Genomic DNA, 22,575 nt, shown 5'->3' on the forward strand with positions numbered 1-22,575 from the left:
ATGACCGCAATATCCATGAAGGATCTGCGCAAGTCCTACGGATCGCTGGAAGTCATCCACGGCATCGATATCGACGTGGAATCCGGCGAGTTCGTCGCTCTGGTCGGGCCGTCAGGCTGTGGCAAGTCCACGCTTTTGCGGATGATCTCCGGGCTCGAGCCTATCTCGGCCGGGCAAATGAGCTTCGATGACCAGCGCGTGAACGAGCTTTCGCCGGCCCAACGCCAGATCGCAATGGTGTTCCAGTCCTATGCGCTCTATCCGCATATGAGCGTGCGCAAGAACCTGTCCTTCGGGCTTGAGAACCTGCGCATGGACAGGGCGGAGATCAATCGCCGCGTCGATGCCGCCGCAAGGATGCTGGCGATCGAGGGGTATCTCGATCGAAGGCCGAAGGCGCTTTCCGGCGGCCAGCGTCAGCGGGTTGCGATCGGCCGCGCCATCGTGCGTCAACCGCGCGTCTTTCTGTTCGACGAGCCGCTCTCCAATCTCGATGCGAAGCTGAGGGTCCAGACCCGCTCGGAAATCACCAAGCTGCATAAGCAACTGAAAACGACGATGATCTACGTGACCCATGATCAGGTCGAAGCCATGACCATGGCGCAGAAGATCGTCGTTCTCAACAAGGGCAAGGTCGAGCAGATCGGCCGTCCGCTCGACCTGTTCGAACGACCCGCCAATCTCTTCGTCGCCGGCTTCATCGGCTCGCCGCGGATGAACCTTTATCCGGGCAAGGTCATTTCTACCGGCAGCGAGGGTGTGACGCTGGACAGCGCCCAGCTTGGCCGTTTCGTCGTGCCCGCTGCCGGGATCAACGTGCAGTCCGGCAATGACGTCACCATCGGTCTGCGCCCGTCGCATTTGAGGCTCGGTTCCGCTGAGGCCGGATCGGGCGGCGGCACCATGACCGTGGAACAGGTCGAGAGCATGGGTCATGAAACCTTCGTCTACGGCCGCACCGGTCAAAGCGACGAGTTGACGATCGTCCACGTGCCGGGGCATTTCGAAGCGGAGCCGGGAGCCAGCCTCGCCTTCACCTTCGATTCCGCCTTTGCTCACCTGTTTTCATCCGTGGATGGCCGGTCGCCCAAGGGAGCGCGGATATGAGCGCGCCCACGAGTGTAGCGCCTGCCGTCGTTGCGCGTGGCGAACGCATTGGCGATGGGCTTGACGCGGTGATGAGGATTGTGGAGGTGCCGATGGCCGGGCTGCAGCGGCTTTTGGGGCCTGCGCGCATGCCCTATGTCTTCATCCTGCCCAATATGCTGCTGTTTACCGTTTTCGTCTTCGTTCCGGTCGGTCTCGCCATCGCCTATGCGTTTACCGGCGGCACCAATCTCCTGATCTGGGACCGGCCTTTCGTCGGGCTTGAAAATTTCAGGGCGCTGCTCGACTGCGGCAGCTATCTGGAGCCTTCCACCTGCCGCTACAATCTCTTCTGGACCGCCGTCCACAATACCTGGTGGTATACTCTCCTCAATACGCTCGGCACCCTCTTCTTTGCGCTGGTGACGGCGCTGGTGCTCAACCGGCTGACGCGGGGACGCGGCTTTTTCCGGGCCGTCTTTTTCTATCCGGTGCTTCTGTCTCCCGTCGTCGTCGGCCTCATCTGGCAATGGTTCCTGGCGCGCGAAGGCCTGCTCAATGGCTTTCTGACGGACTGGTTCGACACGCGGATCATCTTCCTGCTGGAAGTCGGCTGGTCGCGTGCCTGGGTTGTCTATGTCTCCATCTGGTTCCACATGGGCTTCTACATGCTGATCATCCTTGCGGGGCTGCAGGCGATCCCGCGCGACATTTACGAAGCTGCCGAAATCGACGGAACCTCGCAATGGCGCCAATTCTGGTGCCTGACCTTGCCGCTGCTGATGCCCAACCTGCTGGTGGTCACGGTGCTGCTTTTGATCCGCTCCGTACAGGTCTTTGACGAGGCCTGGGTGCTGACCAATGGCGGCGGCCCCGGTACGGCGAACACCTTCATCGTCCAGTTCATCTATCAGACGGCGTTCGCGCAGGAGGTGCGGCTCTATGGCCTGGCGTCCGCCGCTTCCGTTCTGATGGGGATCGCACTGCTCATCCTTACACTCTCGCAGCTCTGGCTCGCCAAGAAAGCGGAGGTCTGACATGATTGCCTTTCTCACACGCACCCGCCATCCTGGCCGGACGGACATGACAGACTGGCTAGCCTGGGGCTGGGCCATTCTCGGCACGCTGGTCGTTGCTATCCCAATCGCCTGGGCGGTCATTTCCTCCCTGAAGACGGAAGCCGAGATCAATTCCTTTCCGCCGGCGCTCGTGCCGCGCGCCGCCCAGACGATCACCGTCGAGGGCCAGACAAAACCGTTGTCGATGTGGATACGGACGATGCCGGATGGCAGCGAGCAGACGGTGGCGCTTGTGCGCCGCATCGGGCTGTCCGCGACGGTGCTCGACCCGTCCAAGCCGGAGGAAACCTTCCGTGTTCCGGTGACTGAGTTGCGCCAGCTCAAGGAACTCCACCTGCAATGGTCGAACTACAGCGAGCCGATGAAGCAGTTCAATTTCCTGCGCTATCTCTGGAACACGGTGTTCGTCACGGTGGTTGCCACGGTCTTGACGCTGCTCTTGAATTCCATGGCGGCCTTTGCGCTGTCAAAATACCGTTTTGCCGGCCGCAACGCCATGTTCGCGCTCATCCTGTCGACCATGATGATCCCGCTTTCGGTGATCATGGTGCCGGCCTTCATGGTGATCGTCGGACTGAACCTTGCCGACAATCTGTGGGGCGTGATCCTGTCGACAGTTTCGACACCCACCGGCGTCTTTCTGCTGCGTCAATATATGCTGACCATTCCGGACGACCTGATCGAGGCGGCAAGGGTGGACGCTGCCTCGGAATTCCGGATCTACTGGCGCATCGTTCTGCCGCTCTGCGCTCCAGCGCTGGCGGTGCTCGCGATCTTCTCTGTCATCTGGCGCTGGAACGATTTCCTCTGGCCGCTGATCGTTCTGTCGAGCCCCGACAACTATACGCTGCAGATCGGGCTCAGTTCCCTGCAAGGGCAATTCAACGTGCAATGGCACTACATTCTCGCCATGACGGTCGTTACATTGCTGCCGGTAACCGTGGTATTCCTCTTCCTGCAGAAATATATCACCGAAGGTGTAGCCAGCAGCGGAGTGAAATGACCTCGTGAGCATCAAGAAGATAGCGGAACAGAGCGGCGTCTCCGTCAGCACGGTCAGCCATGTGCTGAACGGCACTGCGAAGATCTCCGAAGGCGTGCGCGACCGCGTCATGGCGATCGCGCGCGAAAGCGGCTATCTCGATTCACGCATCCGCCGGGCCATGCAGCCGACGCTTAAGTCCGTCATGCTCGTGGCCTCGGCCGACATGCTGCCTCAGAACGATACCAACTACGTCTCCTGGACCATTCTCGAAAGCCTGAGAAAGGAATGCGTAGCGCGTGGCGTCCAGATCAAGCCGCTGGTGACGGAGGGAAAGCGGCTTGTGCCCGGGCCGGTGTTGAGCCGGATCAAGGAGACGCCGTCCGATGGGATCATCGTTTATTTCGATGAGAACCCGGAACTGCTCGAGGCCGTGTCACGGCTCGACCGGCCGGCATTGCTTCTGGCCGGGCAGGATCCGACGATGCGGGTCGGTTCCGTCGGGATCGGCAACCGCTACGGCGCGCGCCTCGGCGTGCAGCACCTTCTTGATCTGGGGCATCGCAATATCGCGCTGGTCGGCTGGCCGGGGCGCTACACGATCCGCCAGCGGCAGGATGGCTATAGCGAGGCCATCCGTGACCACGAGGCGATCGGCGCGCGCGGCTCCATCATCATGATCGATAGTTTCGAGCCGGAGGAGGCGGCGCGCAGCATGCGGCGCTGGCTGGAGGACAATGGCGGGCTTGGGGACCTGACGGCAATGTTCTGTCTCGCCGACAACATCGCCATCGGCGTTATCCAGGCCCTCAAAGAACGGGGCTACCGGGTTCCGCAGGATGTCTCGGTGCTTGGTTTCGATGACATTCTGCGCGGCCAGATGATGGATCCGCCGCTTTCCACGGTCCATGCGCCGCTCGCTCAAATCGGTCGCACGGCGCTCGATGAAATGGAATACTGCCTGCGCACCCTTGGCGAGCAACTGCCCGCGCGCCGCGTCGAACTTGGCTGCACGATCGTCGAGCGGGGTTCATGCGCGCCGACGGCTCGGTAGCCAGCGAAGAGGTGATGGCGTTGGCAAGATCAGGTCAGTCCGGCGTTCGTGCAGCCCACAAGGCGCCACGTTCGAAAATCGTGCGCATTTGCGGCACCTCGAATTCGTCGGCCGTGTGTCCGAGCGCGCTATAGAAGACGCGACCCGCGCCGTACCGGCGCTTCCAGACAACCGGCATGACGACGCCTTCGATGAAGTCGAGATGTTCGCCGGTAAAGGTCGTCGTCGCCAGCACGTCGTTCGTCGGATCGACGTGCAGGTAATATTGCTCGGACCGGTAGGGGAAGCTGGCGATCCCTTCGACAATGGGATCCAGCGGCTTGGTGATGTCGATCCGGTAGTCGATGATATTGCCGGGATGGGCGACCCATTGTCCGCCCGTCATGAACTGGTATTCCGGTTCATTTCGGAAACTATCGCCCATGGTGCCGTGAAAGCCGGCGAGCCCGGTGCCATTTCGCACAGCGCGCGTCAGGTTATCGAGCTCTGGCTTCTCGATCGTCGACATCGTCACCATCGGTACGATGAGATCGAGATCGGCTATGGCTGGATCGGCAAGAGCCGAGGTGCCCTGCTCGATCCGGATCTCGAAGCCGTTGCGCGACAGGATGTCCTTGACGATATTTCCGCTTCGCTCCGGAGTGTGGCCTTCCCAGCCGCCCCAGAAGATCAGGGCCTTCTTGCTCATGTTGTGCTCCTATTCGAGAACACTGAATGGCAGGTCCGGTTGTGGGGCGTCGTGAGGTCCGGAATGATTTCGATCCTCCGGTCCGCGAGCAGCACCTCCAACGGCATGGCGCTCAGGCCATAGGCCGCAGCCTTGGCCTCCGCGGCAGAAGTGTTGACGTCGGCGACGCCGATCATGTCGAGAACCGGAAAGCCCGCGTGCAGCCTTGAGATATGCATCCGAGCTATTGCCGCAGCCAATGATGCCGATACCTATTTCCCGCATTGCCTTTTCCTAAGTCGGATTGCATCCGAATGAATATTCGAGATTGCAACGAATGTGAAACAGATGAACGCCGTCGTTTCTGCACGGCTATCCGCGCGGCGTCAAGTGGATGCCCGCAAGGGTGCAACGGACCGATCCACCGGCTCTTTCGATAGTCCGAATATCGAGTGCGACGGGCCTGGCGCTTTCTTCGATGACGCCGAGCTGATACTGGTCGAGGGCGGCAAGGGCGGTGGTCGAGAGCGCCAGGATACGGCTCTCCTTTCCTTGAAGCTCCAGAGCGTTGCCGGCGAATTGCGAAATCTGTTCGTTTGTCAGCGCGATGACGTGTCGGCCGGAGCGTTCAAGTCTTGTGACGACCTCCTGCCGTCTTGCCGGGTCGGTCATCATGTCGAGACCGATCATGGCGAAGTCTGTGGCGATGCACATCAGCACATTGGTGTGATAGATCGGAACGCCGCTTCCGTCCCGGGCATCGAACACCATCGGCTCGAAGTTGAAGTGGGTCGAGAAGCGTTCGAGCGTAATCGGGTCGGTCCGGTCGGAGCGCACCGCATAGGCGACCCTGTCGATATGGTCGAGTACCATCGCGCCTGTGCCCTCAAGAAAGAGCCCGTCAGGTTCAAGGCCGGAATAGTCGATCACTTCCTGCACCCGATAACGGGTCTTCAGCATTTCGATGACGTCGCCACGCCGCTCGCGCCGGCGGCTGACGGCCTTCATCGGATAGATCGCCACGTGACCGCCGGCATGCGTGGAGAACCAATTGTTGGGGAAGACTGAATCCGGCGTTTCCGTGCCGGTGTCCTCGAAAAGATGCACCTCTACGCCATGGCTTCTGAGCGTCTCGGCCGCCCTGGTGATTTCGTTATAAGCCGCAGACGAGAGGTCATCTCTTGTGTCCACGCTGGCCTGAAACCGGTTGTCGATCGCCGTTTCCGTGTTCACCGTGAAATGGTGCGGCCGCACCATGATCACTGCGGAGGGTGCCTGGATGGAATATGCGAAATGTCCTGGCATCGTTCTGCTCCTGTGCCTACTTCGCCCGCTGCAGCATACCAAACAGGTCGCGCGGATCGTCCGGATCGGCGATGATGTCGAGTTCCTGGTAAAGTCCAGTCCCCTCGAGTTTGTCGCGGACATACCGAAGGGCGGAAAAATCCTCGATCGCAAAGCCGACGCTGTCGAAGAGGGTGATCTGCCTGGCCTCGCGGCGGCCTGTGGCCTGACCCGTGAGAACCCGCCAGAATTCGGTGACGGGATAGTCTGGATCCATCTGCTGAATTTCGCCCTCGATGCGGGTCTGAGGCGGATATTCGACAAAAGTGTCAGCGCGCAGCAGGATATCGCGATGCAGTTCTGTCTTGCCGGGGCAGTCACCGCCGATGGCGTTGATGTGGACCCCGGCGCCAACCATGTTGTCGCTCAGGATCGTGGCATACTGCTTGTCCGCGGTGCAGGTGGTGATGATCTCGGCACCTTCAATCGCCGATTGGGACGAGGTGCAGGCGGTCACCGTCAATCCCGTGCCGGAGAGGTTGCGGGCCGTCTTTGCTGTCGCCAGCGGATCGATGTCGTAAAGCCGGAGGTGGTCGATGCCGCACACAGCTTTCATGGCGAGCGCCTGAAACTCCGCCTGCGCGCCATTGCCGATCATAGCCATCGTGCGGGCACCCTTCGGCGCGAGGTGCCGTGCAGCCATTGCCGACGTGGCCGCAGTCCGAAGCGCTGTCAGCAGTGTCATTTCCGTCAAAAGCACCGGATAGCCGGTCGAAACTTCCGCCAAAAGGCCAAAAGCGGTGACGGTCTGCAGGCCCTGCGCCATGTTTTTCGGGTGGCCGTTCACATATTTGAAGCTGTAGATCTCGCCATCCGAGGTCGGCATCAGCTCGATCACACCTTCGCGGGAATGGGAGGCCACCCGAGGCGTCTTGTCGAACCGCTCCCAGCGGCGGAAATCGGCCTCGATAACGTCGGTGAGTTCGGTCAGCATGGTTTCGATGCCAATGCGATGCACGAGGTGCATCATGTTCTCGACGCTGACGAATGGTACGAGCGCTTTTTCTGACGGAAGGGGTGACGGCATCATGGGTTCCTCCTGCATATGCTTGGTCAGGAAATGCTAGCGATCGGACATGTTGGCCGAAAGGTCAAATCTGTGCTAAATCCGGCATAAAATTGCGCAACTTGATCAGTTAATATGTACGAATTTATCACCTCGGAGGAGATAACATGGAGATCGCGAAATACTCGCCCGACCATCTCGATCGCCGCATCATCGCCCATCTTCGAGCCGACGGACGCGCCTCGCTGACGAAGCTCTCCGATGCACTCGGCGTTGCGCGCGGTACGGTGCAAAACCGGCTCGATCGCCTGATCGAGACAGGCACGCTGCTCGGGTTTACCGTACGGGTGAGGGAGGATTACGATGTCAATGCAGTGCATGCGGTGATGATGATCGAGGTCGTCGGCAAGTCGACGACGCAGGTCATCCGCAAGCTGCGCGGTCTGACGGAAATCTCCGCTTTGCACACGACCAACGGCAACTGGGATCTTGTCGCCAACATTCGGGCGGCGAGCCTCGCGGATTTCGACCGGGTTCTGCGTGAAGTGCGGGTGATCGACGGCGTCGCGAACAGCGAAACCAGCCTCCTTCTCAGCAGTGTTTGAAACCGATCAACGGGCGTTGCCGCGCTGCGCGATTACGGCGCAGCGGCCGATTTTGCTGCGATCGGACCGCGAGCATTGGCACAGGCGATCTCTGTCTCCTCAAGCCAGCGGATAATCGCTTCGAAGCCGTGCTGCGCGACCCGTTTTGCGACCCGAAGGCTTTCGCTGTTGAGATCGCAAGCCACTGCAATTTCCTTCCAGTCGAGCTTGCCGGCGTTCTGCGGCGGCCTCGCTCGCCGCGTGACGAAGCCAAGCATGTAACTGCGGAGATTTTCGTGGTCGTGGCGCGATAGCGCGCAGGCGAGACGCATATCGCAAAAGGATGAAATTTTCTGGCGAAAAACGGAAGAAGAGGCGGGGAGGCGGGGCATGTCATTTACAACTCAAATTAGCTTGCTCAGCCGGCAAGGTGCCGGGGCACGGCCAGCTAATTGAATTGCGTTAACGAAAGGTTGCGGTCGGTGCTATTGCGTTGATTTCTCTATACCCGTCATACCCGTCGACCGGTTGGCATCCCCACCAAACACCAATTCATACTCACCCGAGACCGGAGCGTCATCCGTCGGGTTGCAGGCTTTCAATCGCAGTCCGCACCCGCCGCGCTCTATGCGGCGGGCCTTGTCGTGTTAGCCCCGGCGTCCGGGCTTAGGCGTGAGCGTGGGGATGATGATGATCCCAAACTGCCCAGAGCGATACGACGGCGACGAGCAATCCAAGCACCACGTTGGTCCACATCACGTTCACATTGGCCGCAAAGCCAAGCAGCCAAGGCGACGCGGCCAGCCAGAGACCGAGCACCAGATTGACCCATTCTTCCCATTCGGCGAAGGCCGAAATCGCCGCGACCGCCAGCGCGCCGAGAATGACCCCGACGATCCACGCGTTCCAAGTTGGAACCGGTTCGGCCGCAAAGCCGATGACCCACGGCGAGATGAACACGCATACCGCCAGGACCACATTGGCCCAATCCTGCGGCTTCTTTCCTTCCATCAGAGCGTTTGGCATGTCAGACCTCCAAGTCTGAAGTTTAACTAAAGTATTATATCGCGTTAACGGCACCCATAACAATAAAAATAATTTTGAGCGGGGCGAGCCTCAAGAGATGGCGGGGGAGGAACCTCGCCGTCGCGCAGTCACGAGTTGTCTTGAACAGTTCTTTCAAATGAACAATTTTTAACATGGCGAAGATTTAAACTGGATCCTCCATGTGACGCGAGCGGCACAAGCGAAAAGGTTGTTTCATCATATCCGCTGCGCTGTCGTTCATCTGCCAGCTGAAGATCATTTGTTCTTGAAGCGCGCTGCTTCCTCGGAGCCGCCCGTCGCATTGCCTGCGCTGTAGGAGTGGGCGCCGGTGCCTGCGAGTTTTCCGCCGTCGACGATCAGGTATTCCTCGCGAATGGGCCGTCCTTCGAACCAGCATTCAAGAATTTCCCGTGTCCCGGCCGCGTAACGCGCCTGGGCGGACAAGGATGTTCCTGCAATGTGCGGTGTCATCCCGTGATGGGGCATGGTTCGCCATGGATGTTCCTTCGGTGCCGGCTGTGGAAACCAGACATCGCCCGCATACCCAGCCAACTGGCCGCTTTCCAATGCCCTGGCGACAGCATCGCGATCGCAAATCTTGCCGCGGGCAGTGTTCACCAGATAGGCGCCGTGTTTCATCTGCGAGAGCATTTTTTCGTTGAACAGGTTTTCCGTCTCTGGATGAAGCGGGCAGTTGATGGTCACGACATCGCAAACCTTGACCATATCTTCGACAGTGGCATGCCACATAACGCCCAGCTCTTTTTCGACCGCTTCGGGAAGCCGGTGCCGATCATGATAGTGAAGATGCACGTCGAAGGGTTTGAGGCGGCGCAGCACGGCAAGGCCGATACGCCCGGCGGCGACCGTTCCGACATGCATGCCCTCGACGTCATAAGAACGGGCGACGCAATCGGCGATGTTCCAGCCGCCCTTGACGACCCATTGATAAGAAGGAATGTAGTTTCTCACCAACCCCAGGATCATCATCACGACGTGTTCCGAGACGCTGATGGAATTGCAGTAGGTGACTTCTGCAACGGTCATGCCACGGTCGATCGCAGCCTGAAGATCGACGTGGTCCGATCCGATGCCCGCCGTGATCGCCAATTTGAGCCTTGGTGCCTTGGCCATTCGTTCCGCAGTCAGATATGCAGGCCAGAAGGGCTGCGAAATCACGATTTCGGCGTCCTGCAGCTCTCTTTCGAAGACGGAGTCGGGGCCATCCTTGTCGGACGTGACGACGAGCGTGTGGCCAAGCGATTCAAGATATTGTCGCAGACCGAGTTCACCCGAAACACTTCCAAGCAATATTCCAGGCTGAAAGTCGATCGCCTGTGGTGTGGGGAGCGTCTGGCCGCCTGGATAGTGGTCGATCTTTGGCAGGCCGCCGCGTGCATAGGATGTCGGATATCCATCGACCGGATCGTCATAGAGAACACAAACTATTTTGGCCATGGCCGTTTCCTTTCTGATGCTGACAACAGAAAACGCCGCTGACAAAGCCCTGAGCAAAGTCAGTGTATGGATCGTCATAGGTGAGCGAGACGTTCTCGGGTCGAGCCCGAGAGACCCCGGCTCTTTGTGTTCCCCGTCCCTGGATCGCCAGCCTTACGAAGCTGCTCTTGCGGGGCGTCGTCATTCTCTCACGATAGCTGGATGCGTACAAATCAAAGATTTGGAATGGGTGATGAGCACCTGGGCCTAGTTGCGCCTTCCACCGGGTTTATCGCAGGTAATGGCCTTGCGGCGCGCTTTCTTTGGCAGCCTACAACAGTGGACCCCTGTCAGGACGACCCTCCAGCAGGCCGCCAACGGTTTTCCTCGGCAATCCCACGACCGCGCGCTTTCCCGCAGCCGTGTGCGCTGACAACCGCCAGGCTGGCCGCGATATCACCGAATGCGCAAAAACTAAGCGTTCTGCCTGACCCACTGAAAAAATCGCCGCTCGGCGATCCGTGGTCGGCTGCGCGCATGTCTGCCTCGGAACGCTTATTGGCATATTGGGACCGAAGGCCTAGACTGCCAATGCGGCCGAAACCATGGCGGGGAGGAGCCCGGGCGCGTTTCGGATTGTTTGACAGATGTTTGCCGGGGTTTTCCGCTGGTCGCTTGTTTCTGGAACCAGGGAAAGCGGCCCGGACGCCGGACGCTCGGCTGTTCAAATTGGGGGGTACCGATGTTCTATCGATCACGCCTGCTGGTTTTTCTCTTTCTCACCCTTTCGCTTGGCGGTCTGACAGCGCCCGACGCCTATGCGCAGACACAGGCATCCGCGGACGCAACCACGCCGGACGATGCGCAGGCACCTGCACCGCTTACCGAGGACGAGCTGGAAGTGCTTGTCGCGCGGATCGCGCTTTACCCCGACGAGCTTGTGGCCGTGGTGACTTCGGCCTCGCTGTTTCCGTTGCAGATCGTCGAAGCGGCGCGCTTTCTCAACAACAAAAAGACCGACGCCAGCCTGAAGCCGAAGGACAGCTGGGATGGCAGTGTCATTTCGCTTCTGAACTATCCGGACATCGTCAAAATGATGAATGATGATCTGGAGTGGACGCAGTCGCTCGGCCAGGCGCTCGCCTACCAGCAGAAGGAAGTGCTCGTTGCGATCCAGCAGTTGCGCGAAAAGGCGGTTGCCGACGGGGTCATCAAGTCCGACGACAAGATGAAAGTCGAGACCAAGAACGACAATATCGTCATCCAGTCGGCCAGCACGGAAACGATCTACATACCGAAGTACGAGCCGCAAATGCTCTACGATCCGGCCTATGAGCCGGTACCGGTCAGCTACTATTCGGATTCCTATCCTTACTATTACTACCCGACCGCGACATTCTTTGCCGGCGCCGTCACAGGCGCGATTTTCGGCGCCGTCGTGGATTGGGACGACTGGGGCGTCTGGGGCGGGCGCTGGGACGGCGGCGACGTCGATATTGACTGCAACAAGTGCTTCAACAATGTCGATATCGACGGCAAGCTGAATTTCAAGGACGTCGACTGGAAGAATGTCGACCGCAGCAAGATCAATTTTGACAGGAACCAGTTCGCAAACATCGACCGCGACAAGCTCACCAACAATTTCAAATCGTTCAAGGACAACAATGTCGCCAACCGCGCGAAGTCGATCCGCACCGAGGGCGCCGGCGCGATCAGCGGCAAGGCCAACAAGATCTCGGTCGATGACGTGCGCAAGAGCAAGGTTGAAGCCAATCGCAAGGCTCAGGCGAACCGCGGCGATGTTCGGCCTAAACAGAACGTGAATGTCGGCGACCGTAGCAAGGCCAGCGCGTCCGCATCTAGGAAGGCGTCCAATGTCGGCAACAAGGCGCGGCCTTCCTCCAAGATCAGCAAGCCGAGACCAGGCGGCAAGGTCGAACGCCGGGGTGGGGGCAACCGCTCGGCACTCGGCAAGGTGCAGAGCGGCAAGCACACGCAGGTTCAGTCGCGCCGTGGGCAGCAGTCCCTTGGTGGTGGTCACCGCGGCGGCGGCAAAGCGCAAGTCCGCCGCGGCGGTGGTGGTGGTGGCGGCGGCGGCGGTCGCGGCGGTCGTCGTTAACTCTGGAGCGGGAGCAACATCATGTCCAAGTACATTCGTAACGTGCTTCTGAACTCGCTCCGCGGAGCGGTCCTATCGGCAGGCCTTGTTTTTCCGGCCATGGCGCAAGATGCCGCAACGGCTGTGGAAACGCCGCTTTCGGAATATGCCGCAAGCGAAGACCCGCCGATCTTTGATACACCTGAAGCGGCCGTCGATGCTTTCAAGGCCACGGTCGGGTCGGGCGACTTCGACAAGCTCGCCGCGCTGCTCGGCCTTGACGCAGCCAAGACGAAGGCGAGCGAGGGTGTCATGGACACCTACGCCGATATCCAGGCCGGCGTGAAGGAGAAGGTCGTCGTCAAGGATGTCGAGGGAAGGAAAGTGCTGGAGATCGGCGACGAACTCTGGCCGCTGCCTTTCCCGATTTCCAAGGGTGACGACGGCAAGTGGGCCTTCGACACCTATACGGGCCTAGAGGAGATCGCCAACCGCCGCGTGGGCGAGAACGAACTCCAGGCGATCGAAACCGTCAGGGCCTATGTCGATGCCCAGCGGGACTACGCATCCGAGGACCACGATGGCGACGGCGTTCTGGAATATGCCCAGAAGCTGATCAGCAGCGAGGGGCAGCAGGATGGGCTCTATTGGCCGACCGAGGAAGGCGGTGAGGAAAGCCCCGCCGGCGAGGCGCTTGCCGACGGAGAGGTGCTCGCCAAGGCCAAGGCCGGCCAAGGCTATTTCGGTTATCGCTACCGTATCCTGACGAACCAGGGCGAAAACATCGCTGGCGGCAAATATGACTACGTCATCAACGGCAACATGATCGCCGGTTACGCGCTGGTCGCCTGGCCGGTCAAATATGGCGTCAGCGGTGTCAACACCTTCGTGGTGAGCAAGGACGGCATCGTCTATCAAGCCGATCTTGGCGATGACACGGAAAAGATCGCCGCTGATATCCGGCAGTTCAATCCGAACGATAATTGGCAGACGGTCACGGACTAACAGCCTTCCAGAGCGATATGCGGCCGCGCATCCGCCGTTTCGTGCACCAGCGCGATGGGTGGTGGCGCGGTTGCGGATTCCGGAACGCACCGTTCGTCCAGCGCGGTTGCCGCATGTTCCGGGTTGATCGCCTGGCGAAACGACACGACGATGGGAACCTGCGGATAGGCGCGTACATATTGCTCGGGGGGATGATATTCGAAACGAGAGTTGTGCTGAGCTGATTCAATAAAAATCTGTTTGTTCCAGTTTTACCCTGATAAATTTTGCTCAATGTCATCTGTGTGTGTGAGTATCATTCATTATACTTCTAACATGTGTCATTTTCATTCAGAATAGATTGTTGTTTTGTTTTGGGCAGCAATCATGAATTGCTTAAATTGCAAATGCAACCTAATTTTGTTTGAATTTTATTTCGGTTAACTATTGCGCTTTACCACCGTTTAGAATTTCACGGCTATTGTCCCGCCCAACGAGTGTAAATGCGTGGGCAGTCGGCCGCGCAGTGAGGACGGGGTGGACACAGTGCGTATAGTGAAAAAACTCTTTGCGGACCGGTCTGGCAATTTTGCCATCATGGGCGCCATCGTCATCGTGCCCATTCTTGGTTGTGCCGGCATGGCCATCGACTTCGCCCGCGCCATGGAACTCAAGGCACAGCTTCAGAACGCTGCCGACGCCGCCGTGGTGGGCGCGATCGCGGAAAAATCCGCCGGTGTCGAGCAGGCGATCAACATGTCGCAGGACGGCCCGGTTCCGCTCAGCGAAGAGGAAGCCGAGGCTTTGTTCGAAGCGCAAATGGACCCGGAAAACGCCATATATGATCCAGCTGCGGCGGCGGATCTCAAGATCGACACCGTGAACGCTTCGGTCAGAAAAAGCGGCAAGGACATCAATGCCGAACTGACCTATCAGGCGACCTTGAACACGTCCTTCCTGCGCGTCATCGGCAAGGAGAGCATCACGGTCTCCGGCAAGGCCACGGCCACTTACCAGTCGCAGTCCTTCATGGACTTCTACATGCTGCTCGATAACACGCCATCCATGGGGGTTGCCGCGACGCCGACGGATGTCGACAACATGATCAAGGCGACGGCGAAAGTGTCGGACAGCGGCTCGAGAAATTGTGCCTTCGCCTGTCATATCGTTTCGGAAAAGGGCGTGATCAACACCAGCAGCAACTATTTCGTCGCCCGCAATAATGGCATCACCATCCGCATCGACGTGGTAGCAAAGGCTGTCGCGGCGCTGACGCTCGAGGCCGAGCGGACGCAGAGCTATTCCAACCAGTTCCGCATGGCTGCCTATACCTTCGGCGAAACGGCAGTGGACGTGAAGCTCTTGAAGGTCGCGGCACTGACCGCCGACCTGACGAAGGTGAAGGCCGGCACGGCGAACATCAAGCTGATGAGCATCCCCTACCAGGGATACAACAACGACCAGCAGACGAGTTTCGACAACGCGCTGACCAAGATCGACGCCGAAATCGGCACGCCGGGCAACGGCACGAGTTCGGCCAACCCGGAGAAGATTGTGTTTTTCGTTTCCGACGGCGTCGGCGACAGCAACAAGCCGAAGGGATGCACGAAGAAGCTGACGGGCACGCGCTGCCAGGAGCCGATCGATATTACCTATTGCCAGACGCTCAAGGACCGCGGGATCAAGATCGCCGTTCTCTACACCACCTATCTGCCGCTGCCGAACAACAGTTGGTACAATAGCTGGATCAAGCCCTTCCAGTCGGAAATCGGAACGCGCATGCAGGCCTGCGCTTCGCCCGGCTTCTACTTCGAAGTGAGCCCGACGGAGGGCATCGAGGCGGCCATGAAGACCCTGTTCAACAAGGTGGTGCGGTCACCACGCCTGACGAGTTAAGTTTCCAACCTCGACAGAGGCGGATAAACCCAAGCGCCGCATAGAACAGCCATGCATCCACACGATGCATCGCTGTTCTTGCATTGGGCATTTTGCCGGGCCTTGCCTTATCGGGTTTTCCCGGGCCGCCGCGTTCCGCTCTGTACAATTCGCCCCGGGCACAGTAAGACGGCGCGCATGTATTGGCCTGCGACGTGCTGGCCGCGGGGACTGCGCTCTTCCTCATCGACCGAGACGCGCACGGCATCCGAATTCCGAAAGACAAACAGATGACAGAGTTCGACAGCATCGCTCCGGCGATCGCTCAGGCGTTGACGAAGCGCGGCTATTCCGAGTTGACCCCGGTGCAGAAGGCGGTTCTTGGCGCCGAACTGGAAGGCCGCGACGCCCTCGTTTCGGCGCAGACCGGATCGGGAAAGACGGTGGCCTTTGGGCTGGCGCTCGCCTCGACCCTGCTCGACGGCAAGGAGCGCTTCGCCCAGGCCGGCGCGCCTCTGGCGCTAGCCGTGGCGCCGACCCGCGAGCTGGCCCTGCAGGTCAAGCGCGAGCTGGAATGGCTGTACGAGTTGACCGGCGCGACGGTTGCTTCCTGCGTCGGCGGCATGGACATGCGCACCGAGCGCCGCGCACTCGATCGTGGTGCCCACATTGTCGTTGGAACGCCGGGCAGGCTCTGCGATCACATCCGCCGCAATGGCCTGGATATGTCGGCGCTGAAGGCCGTCGTTCTTGACGAAGCCGACGAGATGCTTGATCTCGGCTTCCGTGAAGATCTTGAATTCATCCTCGAGGAAGCTCCGGCCGAGCGGCGCACCTTGATGTTTTCGGCGACCGTGCCGCGCTCGATTGCCAATCTTGCCAAGAGCTACCAGCGCGACGCCGTTCGTATCTCGACACAGGCCGAGCAGAAACAGCATCTCGACATCGAATACCGCGCGCTCACCGTTGCGCCGTCGGATCGGGAGAATGCGATCATCAACGTGCTGCGTTTCTACGAGGCGCGCAATGCACTGGTGTTCTGTTCGACCCGTGCGGCTGTCAACCATCTGACGGCCCGCTTCAACAATCGCGGTTTCTCGGTCGTCGCCATGTCGGGCGAGCTCAGCCAGAACGAGCGAACCCACGCGCTGCAGGCGATGCGCGACGGGCGCGCCCGGGTCTGCATCGCGACCGATGTTGCGGCGCGCGGCATCGATCTGCCCGGCCTCGAACTGGTCATCCACGCCGACCTGCCGACCAATCCCGAAACGCTGCTGCATCGCAGCGGCCGCACCGGCCGGGCCGGCCGCAAGGGCGTCAGTGCGCTGATCGTGCCGAACAGCGCCCGCCGCAAGGCCGAGCGGCTGTTGCGCGACGCCAATATCACGCCCACCTGGGCAAAACCCCCGTCGGCCGACGAGGTGACCCGCCGCGACGACGAGCGCATCCTGGCCGATCCGGCCTTCGAGGAGGCAATCCGCGAGGAAGAGCAGGATTTCGTTCGCGAGCTTCTCCAAAAACACGGTGCCGAACAGGTTGCGGCCGCTTTCGTGCGCTTGTCGCGTACCGGACGCTCGGCGCCGGAGGATCTGATGGACACGCCATCGTTCACGCCGTCAGCAGATCGCGGCGATCGGAGCGATCGTCCGGAGCGTGGTGAACCGAGGGCGCCGCGTGGCGATTTCGGCGACAGCATCTGGTTTTCGCTGTCGGCCGGCCGCAAGCAGAATGTCGAGCCGCGCTGGCTGATCCCGATGCTTTGCCGAATCGGCCGCATCACCAAGCAGGAAATCGGCGCCATCAAGATGCAGGCCGAGGAAACCTATGTCGAGATCGCCCGCGACTGGGTGGATCGTTTCGTCGAAGCGGTCGGGCCGAAGCGGGCGCTGGAAAAGGGCATCCAGGTCAGGCAGCTCGACGGCATGCCGGATCTCTCCGGCGGTTCGCGCGGTGCGCCCTATGCGGGCAAGAAGGCCGGCAAGCCCGACTGGAAGAGCGACGGCAAGCCGGACTGGAAGGGCGAAGGCAAGCCGAAGCGCAAGTTCGATGCAAAGCCGGAATTTGCCGGTGCCGACAATCGCTCATCGGAAAAGACGGATAGCAAGCCGTGGAGCAAGAAGCCCGGCAAGCCCGGTTTCGACAAGCCGAAATTCGACAAGCCGAAGTTCGACAAGCCAGGCGCCGAGGGCGCCAAGCGCAAGCCGTTCAAGAACAAGGCGAATTGAAGTTTGTCTGCCTGCTGCATAAATCATTATGCAGCAGATCAAAGTGTTACGGCGACCTTTGCGCGTCTGAACACAGTCAACGACAGCGGCCGCCTCACCCCCCTCTGCCCTGCCGGGCATCTCCCTCAAGGGGGGAGATTGGCGTGGGGTTGGCCTCTTGCTCCCCATCTCCCCCCGTGAGGGGGAGATGTCACGAAGTGACAGAGAGGGGGTATTCCCGATGCTGTCGTGTATGTCGCGTCTGAACTGACGCGCGGCGTGCAAAGGCCCGGTTGTTCACCGCGACTAACCCTTCGCCGTACCAAGCCGCTTGATCTGGCCAACGAGCGTCGAAGCCAACCGCAGGCTGGCACCACAGGCGATGGCCATCTGGGGCAGGATCATCCATTCGAGCGTCCAGGCGGAGCCTGAGCGTTCCTGCTCGTGAACCATCGATTGGTGGATACCCGAAAGCTGCACGGCGTTGAAGCGGGCAAGGGACACCAGCGCTTCGGCGGCCACCGGATTCTGCTTGTGCGGCATGGCCGAAGAGCCGCCACCGCCTGACAGCTCGATCTCGTCGCCGGTCTGCGCGAGCAGAGCAATGTCCTGGCCGAATTTTCCGAGGCTGCCGGAAATCAGCGACACGATGTGGGCGAGGTCAGCGATCGTTGTGCGCTGGCTCTGCCACTGCGGATGATCGGCGAGACCGAGATGTTCGGCAAGGGCTGCGCGGACAGTGCCGGCCTTGTCGCCCAGCTTTTCGAGCGTGCCGGCGGCGCCGCCGAACTGCAGCGGGAAAGACACGACCGCCATTCGCTCCAGCCGGTCCTCATAGCTGGCGAGCGGTGTACGCCACGCGCTGACGCGATCCGAAACCCTGATGGCAATCGCCGCCTGCATGCGCGTCTGCGCTATCAGCGAGTTTGTGCCCCATTGCCGGTTGATCTCCTCGAAAGCCGCGCGAAGCTTATCCAAGCGGCCGCACAGGAGCCTGCAAACCGATGTCAGGCGCAGCATCAGGCTGGTGTCGATGACATCCTGGCTCGTCGCGGCGAAATGCAGCTTCTCTGCGGCGTCTCCGCCGATCACCTTGCGCAATTGGCGGACAAGCTCGGGGACCACCACGCCGTCCGTTCCTGTCGCGCGGCGCAAGGCCAGAACATCCGGCAGGAAGTTGCCACAGACGTCGGCAATGCGCGCCGCCTCGTCCTTCGAAACGATGCCATGCTCCGCCTGCGCCTTCGCCAATGCGGCTTCGAAGGAGAGCATGGCGCGGATATCCACCTCCGCGGAGAAGAAGGCGGCAATTTCCTCGTCGCCCAGCAGGCCCGAGAGAAACGGATGATCGAAGACGGAGGCGGTCATGTCTGTCCCGGGGTTCCTGGACCTAAAGCGCCGATGCGCTTTAGGCCTTTGTTTTTATACATGTCACCGCCCAAAACCATTGCACACTTTTGGGCGACACGCATCAGATGTCGAGAAAGACGGTTTCCTTCTCGCCCTGCAGCTGAATGTCGAACGTATAGATAGAGCCCTCGCGCGGCGCGACCAGTGTCGCGACACGATGGCGGTGTTCGATGCGGCCGAGCAGCGGGTCTTCGGCGTTGGCTTGCGCTTCGTCGGCGAAATACATGCGGGTGTGCAGCCCGATATTGATGCCGCGCGCGACGATCCAGAAGGTGATGTGCGGTGCCATTTTCCGCCCGTCCTTGTAGGGCGCGCGTCCTGGCTTGATTGTTTCGAACGAGAAGACGCCCTCGTCCGCGCTGGTCGGGCAGCGGCCCCAGCCGGTAAAGTTGGGGTCGCCGGCGCCGCGCAATTCGGATGGGCTGTTGTAGAGGCCGGCCGCGTCGGCCTGCCAGATTTCGACGAGCGCGTCTTTGAGCGGCGTTCCGGCGCCGTCGATCACCCGGCCGCGCACGGTTATGCGTTCGCCGAGGGTCTTGTCGTTGACCATCGTCGAGCCGAGGTCCGTTTCATAGACGCCGGTGATGCCAGCGAAGTTCGGGGTGCATCCGATATGGACGTAGGGGCCGGCGGTCTGCGACGGCGATTCCTTGAGGTATCCGAGATCCTGGACCATCAGTTGCCCTCCAGCCGGTTTTCGAACAGCGTCGAACGGCGGCCCCTGAGCACGATGTCGAACTTGTAGGCGCGCGCGTCCATGGGAATGGTGTTGGCCCAGTCGAGCGGGGCGATCAGTTGCTCGATGGCCCGGCGGTCCGGAATGGTGGTTACGATCGGACATTTCCAGATCATCGGATCCCCCTCGAAATACATCTGCGTGACCAGCCGCTGGGCGAAACCGTGGCCGAAGATGGAGAAATGGATATGCGCCGGGCGCCAGTCGTTGACGCCGTTCGGCCACGGGTAGGGGCCGGGCTTGATGGTGCGGAAGCGATAGGCGCCATCCTTGTCGGTGATGGTGCGGCCGCAGCCGCCGAAATTCGGGTCGAGCGGCGCGAGGTATGTTTCCTTTTTGTGGCGATAGCGGCCGCCGGCATTGGCCTGCCAGAATTCGAGCAGCGCGCCGGGAACCGGCTTGCCCCGCTCGTCAAGGACACGGCCATGGACAATGATCCGCTCGCCGATGGCGCTCTCGCCGGGCTTGGCGAAATTGTTGATGAGATCGTTGTCGAGTTCGCCGAGGATGGAATGGCCGAAGACCGGGCCGGTGATCTCGGAAATCGTGCCGTCGAGCGAGAGCAGCGCCTTTTGCGGCGAGCGCAGCACGGAGGTTTTGTAGCCCGGCGTCAAGGCTGGCGCATGCCAGGCGCGGTCGCGCTGGAAAAAGGCACCGGTCTCGGGTTTCTTGTTGGAAAGATCGGACATTTCGCTTTTCCTCAGGCCGCCTGTTCGGCGTCCATCTGTTCGAAAACCTGCTTGGCGATCTTGATCGCGCGATTGGCTGCGGGCACGCCGGCATAGATTGCTACGTGCAACAGCGCTTCGCCGATGTCGGCGCGGCTGGCGCCGGTATTGGCGGTGGCGCGCACGTGCATCGCCACTTCTTCGTCGTGGCCAAGGGCGGCGAGAAGGGCGATCGTCACCATCGAGCGCTCGCGCTTCGTCCAGGTCGGCCGCGACCAGAGGTTGCCCCAGGCGGCTTCGGTGATCAACTCCTGAAAGGGCTGGTCGAAATCCGTGGTGGCGGACTGGGCCCGGTCGACATGACGGTCGCCCAGCACGGCACGGCGGGTGATCATGCCCTGACGGTAGCGTTCGGTCGGCGCGGTCGCGTCATTCATGGCCTTTTTCTCCAGACAGGACGATATCGATGAAGGCGCGCAGTACGGCCGTCAGCGCCTCCGGCTGTTCGACGCAGGGAATATGACCTGCGTCGCGGATCACTTCGTAGCGCGCACCGGGGACAAGCTTTGCGGTCGAGAGAACGAGATCGGGCGGTGTCGAGCCGTCCTGATCGCCGACGACGCACAGGGTGGGCACCGCGATGCGCTTTGCGGCCTCGGTGAAGTCGGCATCGCGGATTGCGGCACAGGTGCCGGTGTAACCAGTCACAGGCTGGCGCACCAGCATGTTGCGGTAGCCGTGATAGGCGTTGTTTTCCGGCCGGCGAAAAGCGGGGGTGAACCATTTCTCGAGGACGCTATCGGCGATGCTCGCGATGCCGCTCTGCTCGACGGTCGCAATGCGCGCGTCCCATGATTCCACGGTGCCGATCTTGTGGGCGGTGTCGCAGAGAATGAGCGCACGCAACAGATCCGGCCGCGCTGCATAGAGGCCCTGCGCGATCAGGCCGCCGACCGACAGGCCGCAGACGATCGCCTGCTTCACCGACAGCAGATCGAGCAGGCCGGCGAGATCCGAGACGTGCAGGTCCATTGAATACGGGACATCGCCGATGTCGGAGAGGCCGTGGCCGCGCTTGTCATAGAGGACGATGGCGAAGTCCCCGGCGAACCGCACGATCACATCCCGCCAGATGCGGAAATCGGTGCCGAGCGAATTGGCAAAGACAAGCACGGGCTTGTCATTGGCGGCACCAATGACCTGGTAGTGAAGCGTGATGTCGTTGATGCGGGCAAACTGCACTGGAATTCTCCTCCACCGCCAGATTGGCGCTTTAATCTGATTATGTAAAATTACATTTTATTGCCTATCATTAACTCATGAGTTATGAATTCTTATGATCGACGCCCGTGTAAAGTTCCGCCATTTGCAAACCTTTGTCGAGGTCGCACGCCAGAAGAGCGTGATGAAGGCGGCAGGCCTCCTGCATGTCAGCCAGCCCGCCGTGACCAAGACGATCCGTGAGCTGGAGGAGGTGCTGGGCGTCGCGGTGTTCGAGCGCGACGGCCGCGGCATCAAGATCACCCGTTACGGCGAAGCTTTCCTGCGGCATGCGGGGGCGGCATTGACGGCCATCCGGCAGGGGCTGGATTCGGTTTCGCAGGAGCGCGCCGGCGAGGGGCCTCCGGTCAGGGTGGGCGCGCTTCCGACCGTGTCGACGCGGATCATGCCGCGGGCGATGGCGCAATTCCTGAAGGAAGAGACCGGCAGCCGCATCAAGATCGTCACCGGCGAGAATGCCGTGCTGCTCGAACAGTTGCGGGTCGGCGACCTCGATCTGGTGGTCGGGCGGCTGGCGGCACCCGACAAAATGACGGGGTTTTCCTTCGAGCATCTCTATTCCGAGCAGGTTGTTTTCGTCGTGCGCAAGGGGCATCCGCTGCTTTCGGAGAAAGGATCGGTGTTCGACAATCTGGGAACCTATCCGGTGTTGATGCCGACGCGCGCCTCGATCATCCGGCCGTTTGTCGAGCGCTATCTGATCGCCAACGGCATTGCCAGCTTGCCGAACCAGATCGAGACCGTCTCCGATTCCTTTGGCCGTGCCTTCGTCAGGGCAAGCGACGCCATCTGGATCATCTCGACGGGCGTCGTCGCCGGCGATATCGAGGACGGGATGCTGGCGACGTTGCCGATCGATACCAGCGAGACGAAGGGGCCGGTCGGGTTGACGATGCGAGCCAATGCCATTCCCTCCATGCCGCTGGCAATCCTGATGCAGACGATCCGCGAGGCTGCCGCCGAAGTCTCGGGCAGGAAAATGGAAGGCGCTGGGCTGCGATAGCCGAACAGAGAGAGCGTCGCCGTTTTTCTG

At 60.6% G+C, this 22,575-nt stretch carries 23 protein-coding genes; 10 read left to right on the top strand and 13 right to left on the bottom strand.

Translation table 11 applies throughout. The annotated features are described in order from the left end of the window. From ACSQ3F_RS13470 to ACSQ3F_RS13485, 4 genes are read left to right on the top strand one after another with little or no spacing between them, the layout of a single operon-like run. Nucleotides 1–1,107, top strand: coding sequence for an ABC transporter ATP-binding protein (locus ACSQ3F_RS13470; protein WP_436100675.1), 1,107 nt, complete (start codon nt 1–3; stop codon nt 1,105–1,107). Continuing rightward, a complete protein-coding gene (locus ACSQ3F_RS13475; RefSeq protein ID WP_436100676.1) occupies nt 1,104–2,123 on the top strand; it encodes a carbohydrate ABC transporter permease in 1,020 nt (339 codons plus the stop codon). Before ACSQ3F_RS13470 ends, ACSQ3F_RS13475 begins: the two co-directional genes overlap by 4 nt. Before the next feature lies 1 nt (nt 2,124). Further along, entirely contained in the window at nt 2,125–3,168 is a 1,044-nt protein-coding gene (locus ACSQ3F_RS13480; RefSeq protein ID WP_436100677.1) for a carbohydrate ABC transporter permease, read from the top strand. 4 nt (nt 3,169–3,172) lie between these two features. Continuing rightward, nucleotides 3,173–4,201 carry a LacI family DNA-binding transcriptional regulator gene (locus ACSQ3F_RS13485; RefSeq protein ID WP_436100678.1) on the top strand — a complete coding sequence of 343 codons (1,029 nt, stop codon included), beginning with the start codon at nt 3,173–3,175 and terminating at the stop codon, nt 4,199–4,201. A gap of 34 nt (nt 4,202–4,235) precedes the next feature. Here ACSQ3F_RS13485 and ACSQ3F_RS13490 read toward each other — a convergent pair whose 3' ends face one another. The 4 genes from ACSQ3F_RS13490 to ACSQ3F_RS13505 form a co-directional block, all read right to left on the bottom strand. Further along, on the bottom strand, nt 4,236–4,889 hold the full coding sequence (locus ACSQ3F_RS13490; RefSeq protein WP_436100679.1) for a ThuA domain-containing protein: 654 nt from the start codon (nt 4,887–4,889) through the stop codon (nt 4,236–4,238). Continuing rightward, nucleotides 4,886–5,107, bottom strand: a complete 222-nt coding sequence (locus ACSQ3F_RS13495; protein WP_436100680.1) for a hypothetical protein — start codon at nt 5,105–5,107, stop codon at nt 4,886–4,888. Before ACSQ3F_RS13495 ends, ACSQ3F_RS13490 begins: the two co-directional genes overlap by 4 nt. A 133-nt stretch (nt 5,108–5,240) precedes the next feature. Beyond that, entirely contained in the window at nt 5,241–6,173 is a 933-nt protein-coding gene (ctlX, locus tag ACSQ3F_RS13500) for a citrulline utilization hydrolase CtlX (RefSeq protein ID WP_436100681.1), read from the bottom strand. A 16-nt stretch (nt 6,174–6,189) separates the two neighbouring features. Next, nucleotides 6,190–7,239 (bottom strand): ornithine cyclodeaminase, encoded by a 1,050-nt coding sequence (locus ACSQ3F_RS13505; RefSeq protein ID WP_436102145.1) that lies wholly within the window; start codon nt 7,237–7,239, stop codon nt 6,190–6,192. 146 nt (nt 7,240–7,385) lie between these two features. On the opposite strand from ACSQ3F_RS13505, the gene ACSQ3F_RS13510 reads away from it, so the two are divergent. After that, complete coding sequence (locus ACSQ3F_RS13510; RefSeq protein WP_341486874.1) at nt 7,386–7,823, top strand: Lrp/AsnC family transcriptional regulator; 438 nt, start codon at nt 7,386–7,388, stop codon at nt 7,821–7,823. A 32-nt stretch (nt 7,824–7,855) separates the two neighbouring features. Here ACSQ3F_RS13510 and ACSQ3F_RS13515 read toward each other — a convergent pair whose 3' ends face one another. The 3 genes from ACSQ3F_RS13515 to ACSQ3F_RS13525 form a co-directional block, all read right to left on the bottom strand. Next, nucleotides 7,856–8,080 (bottom strand): hypothetical protein, encoded by a 225-nt coding sequence (locus ACSQ3F_RS13515; protein ID WP_436100682.1) that lies wholly within the window; start codon nt 8,078–8,080, stop codon nt 7,856–7,858. 388 nt (nt 8,081–8,468) lie between these two features. After that, a complete protein-coding gene (locus tag ACSQ3F_RS13520; RefSeq protein WP_436100683.1) occupies nt 8,469–8,828 on the bottom strand; it encodes an SPW repeat protein in 360 nt (119 codons plus the stop codon). Between the two features lie 276 nt (nt 8,829–9,104). Then, a complete protein-coding gene (locus ACSQ3F_RS13525) occupies nt 9,105–10,307 on the bottom strand; it encodes an NAD-dependent formate dehydrogenase (protein WP_436100684.1) in 1,203 nt (400 codons plus the stop codon). A gap of 721 nt (nt 10,308–11,028) precedes the next feature. Between ACSQ3F_RS13525 and ACSQ3F_RS13530 the strand changes: the two genes are divergently transcribed. Both ACSQ3F_RS13530 and ACSQ3F_RS13535 read left to right on the top strand, forming a co-directional pair. Beyond that, nucleotides 11,029–12,405 (top strand): DUF3300 domain-containing protein, encoded by a 1,377-nt coding sequence (locus tag ACSQ3F_RS13530; protein WP_436100685.1) that lies wholly within the window; start codon nt 11,029–11,031, stop codon nt 12,403–12,405. 21 nt (nt 12,406–12,426) lie between these two features. Beyond that, nucleotides 12,427–13,389: a DUF2950 family protein gene (locus ACSQ3F_RS13535; protein WP_436100686.1), complete on the top strand. Its 963-nt coding sequence runs from the start codon at nt 12,427–12,429 to the stop codon at nt 13,387–13,389. Here ACSQ3F_RS13535 and ACSQ3F_RS13540 read toward each other — a convergent pair. After that, nucleotides 13,386–13,535, bottom strand: coding sequence for a hypothetical protein (locus tag ACSQ3F_RS13540; protein WP_436100687.1), 150 nt, complete (start codon nt 13,533–13,535; stop codon nt 13,386–13,388). The two genes, ACSQ3F_RS13535 and ACSQ3F_RS13540, sit on opposite strands and share 4 nt — an antisense overlap. Before the next feature lie 388 nt (nt 13,536–13,923). On the opposite strand from ACSQ3F_RS13540, the gene ACSQ3F_RS13545 reads away from it, so the two are divergent. Together ACSQ3F_RS13545 and ACSQ3F_RS13550 are read left to right on the top strand one after the other, a co-directional pair. Then, nucleotides 13,924–15,264 (top strand): TadE/TadG family type IV pilus assembly protein, encoded by a 1,341-nt coding sequence (locus tag ACSQ3F_RS13545; protein WP_436102146.1) that lies wholly within the window; start codon nt 13,924–13,926, stop codon nt 15,262–15,264. 269 nt (nt 15,265–15,533) lie between these two features. Then, the gene (locus ACSQ3F_RS13550) at nt 15,534–17,468 is read left to right on the top strand and encodes a DEAD/DEAH box helicase (RefSeq protein WP_436100688.1); all 1,935 of its coding nucleotides are present in this window, start codon (nt 15,534–15,536) and stop codon (nt 17,466–17,468) included. Nucleotides 17,469–17,753: 285 nt separating this feature from the next. Here ACSQ3F_RS13550 and ACSQ3F_RS13555 read toward each other — a convergent pair whose 3' ends face one another. From ACSQ3F_RS13555 to pcaD, 5 genes are all read right to left on the bottom strand, one after another. Continuing rightward, a complete protein-coding gene (locus tag ACSQ3F_RS13555) occupies nt 17,754–18,815 on the bottom strand; it encodes a 3-carboxy-cis,cis-muconate cycloisomerase (protein WP_436100689.1) in 1,062 nt (353 codons plus the stop codon). Nucleotides 18,816–18,918: 103 nt separating this feature from the next. Next, a complete protein-coding gene (gene pcaG / locus ACSQ3F_RS13560; RefSeq protein WP_436100690.1) occupies nt 18,919–19,533 on the bottom strand; it encodes a protocatechuate 3,4-dioxygenase subunit alpha in 615 nt (204 codons plus the stop codon). Then, complete coding sequence (gene pcaH, locus ACSQ3F_RS13565) at nt 19,533–20,282, bottom strand: protocatechuate 3,4-dioxygenase subunit beta (protein ID WP_436100691.1); 750 nt, start codon at nt 20,280–20,282, stop codon at nt 19,533–19,535. The genes pcaG and pcaH overlap by 1 nt, the downstream gene beginning before the upstream one ends. Nucleotides 20,283–20,293: 11 nt before the next feature. Next, nucleotides 20,294–20,698: a 4-carboxymuconolactone decarboxylase gene (gene pcaC / locus ACSQ3F_RS13570; RefSeq protein ID WP_436100692.1), complete on the bottom strand. Its 405-nt coding sequence runs from the start codon at nt 20,696–20,698 to the stop codon at nt 20,294–20,296. Next, nucleotides 20,691–21,503, bottom strand: coding sequence for a 3-oxoadipate enol-lactonase (pcaD, locus tag ACSQ3F_RS13575; protein ID WP_436100693.1), 813 nt, complete (start codon nt 21,501–21,503; stop codon nt 20,691–20,693). Before pcaD ends, pcaC begins: the two co-directional genes overlap by 8 nt. A 94-nt stretch (nt 21,504–21,597) precedes the next feature. Here pcaD and pcaQ point away from each other — a divergent pair, with 94 nt between their 5' ends. Then, nucleotides 21,598–22,545, top strand: coding sequence for a pca operon transcription factor PcaQ (pcaQ, locus tag ACSQ3F_RS13580; protein ID WP_436100694.1), 948 nt, complete (start codon nt 21,598–21,600; stop codon nt 22,543–22,545). The last annotated feature ends 30 nt before the right edge of the window (nt 22,546–22,575 follow it).

The organism is Pararhizobium sp. LjRoot238 (assembly GCF_964252955.1).
Classification (GTDB): Bacteria; Pseudomonadota; Alphaproteobacteria; order Rhizobiales; family Rhizobiaceae; genus Pararhizobium.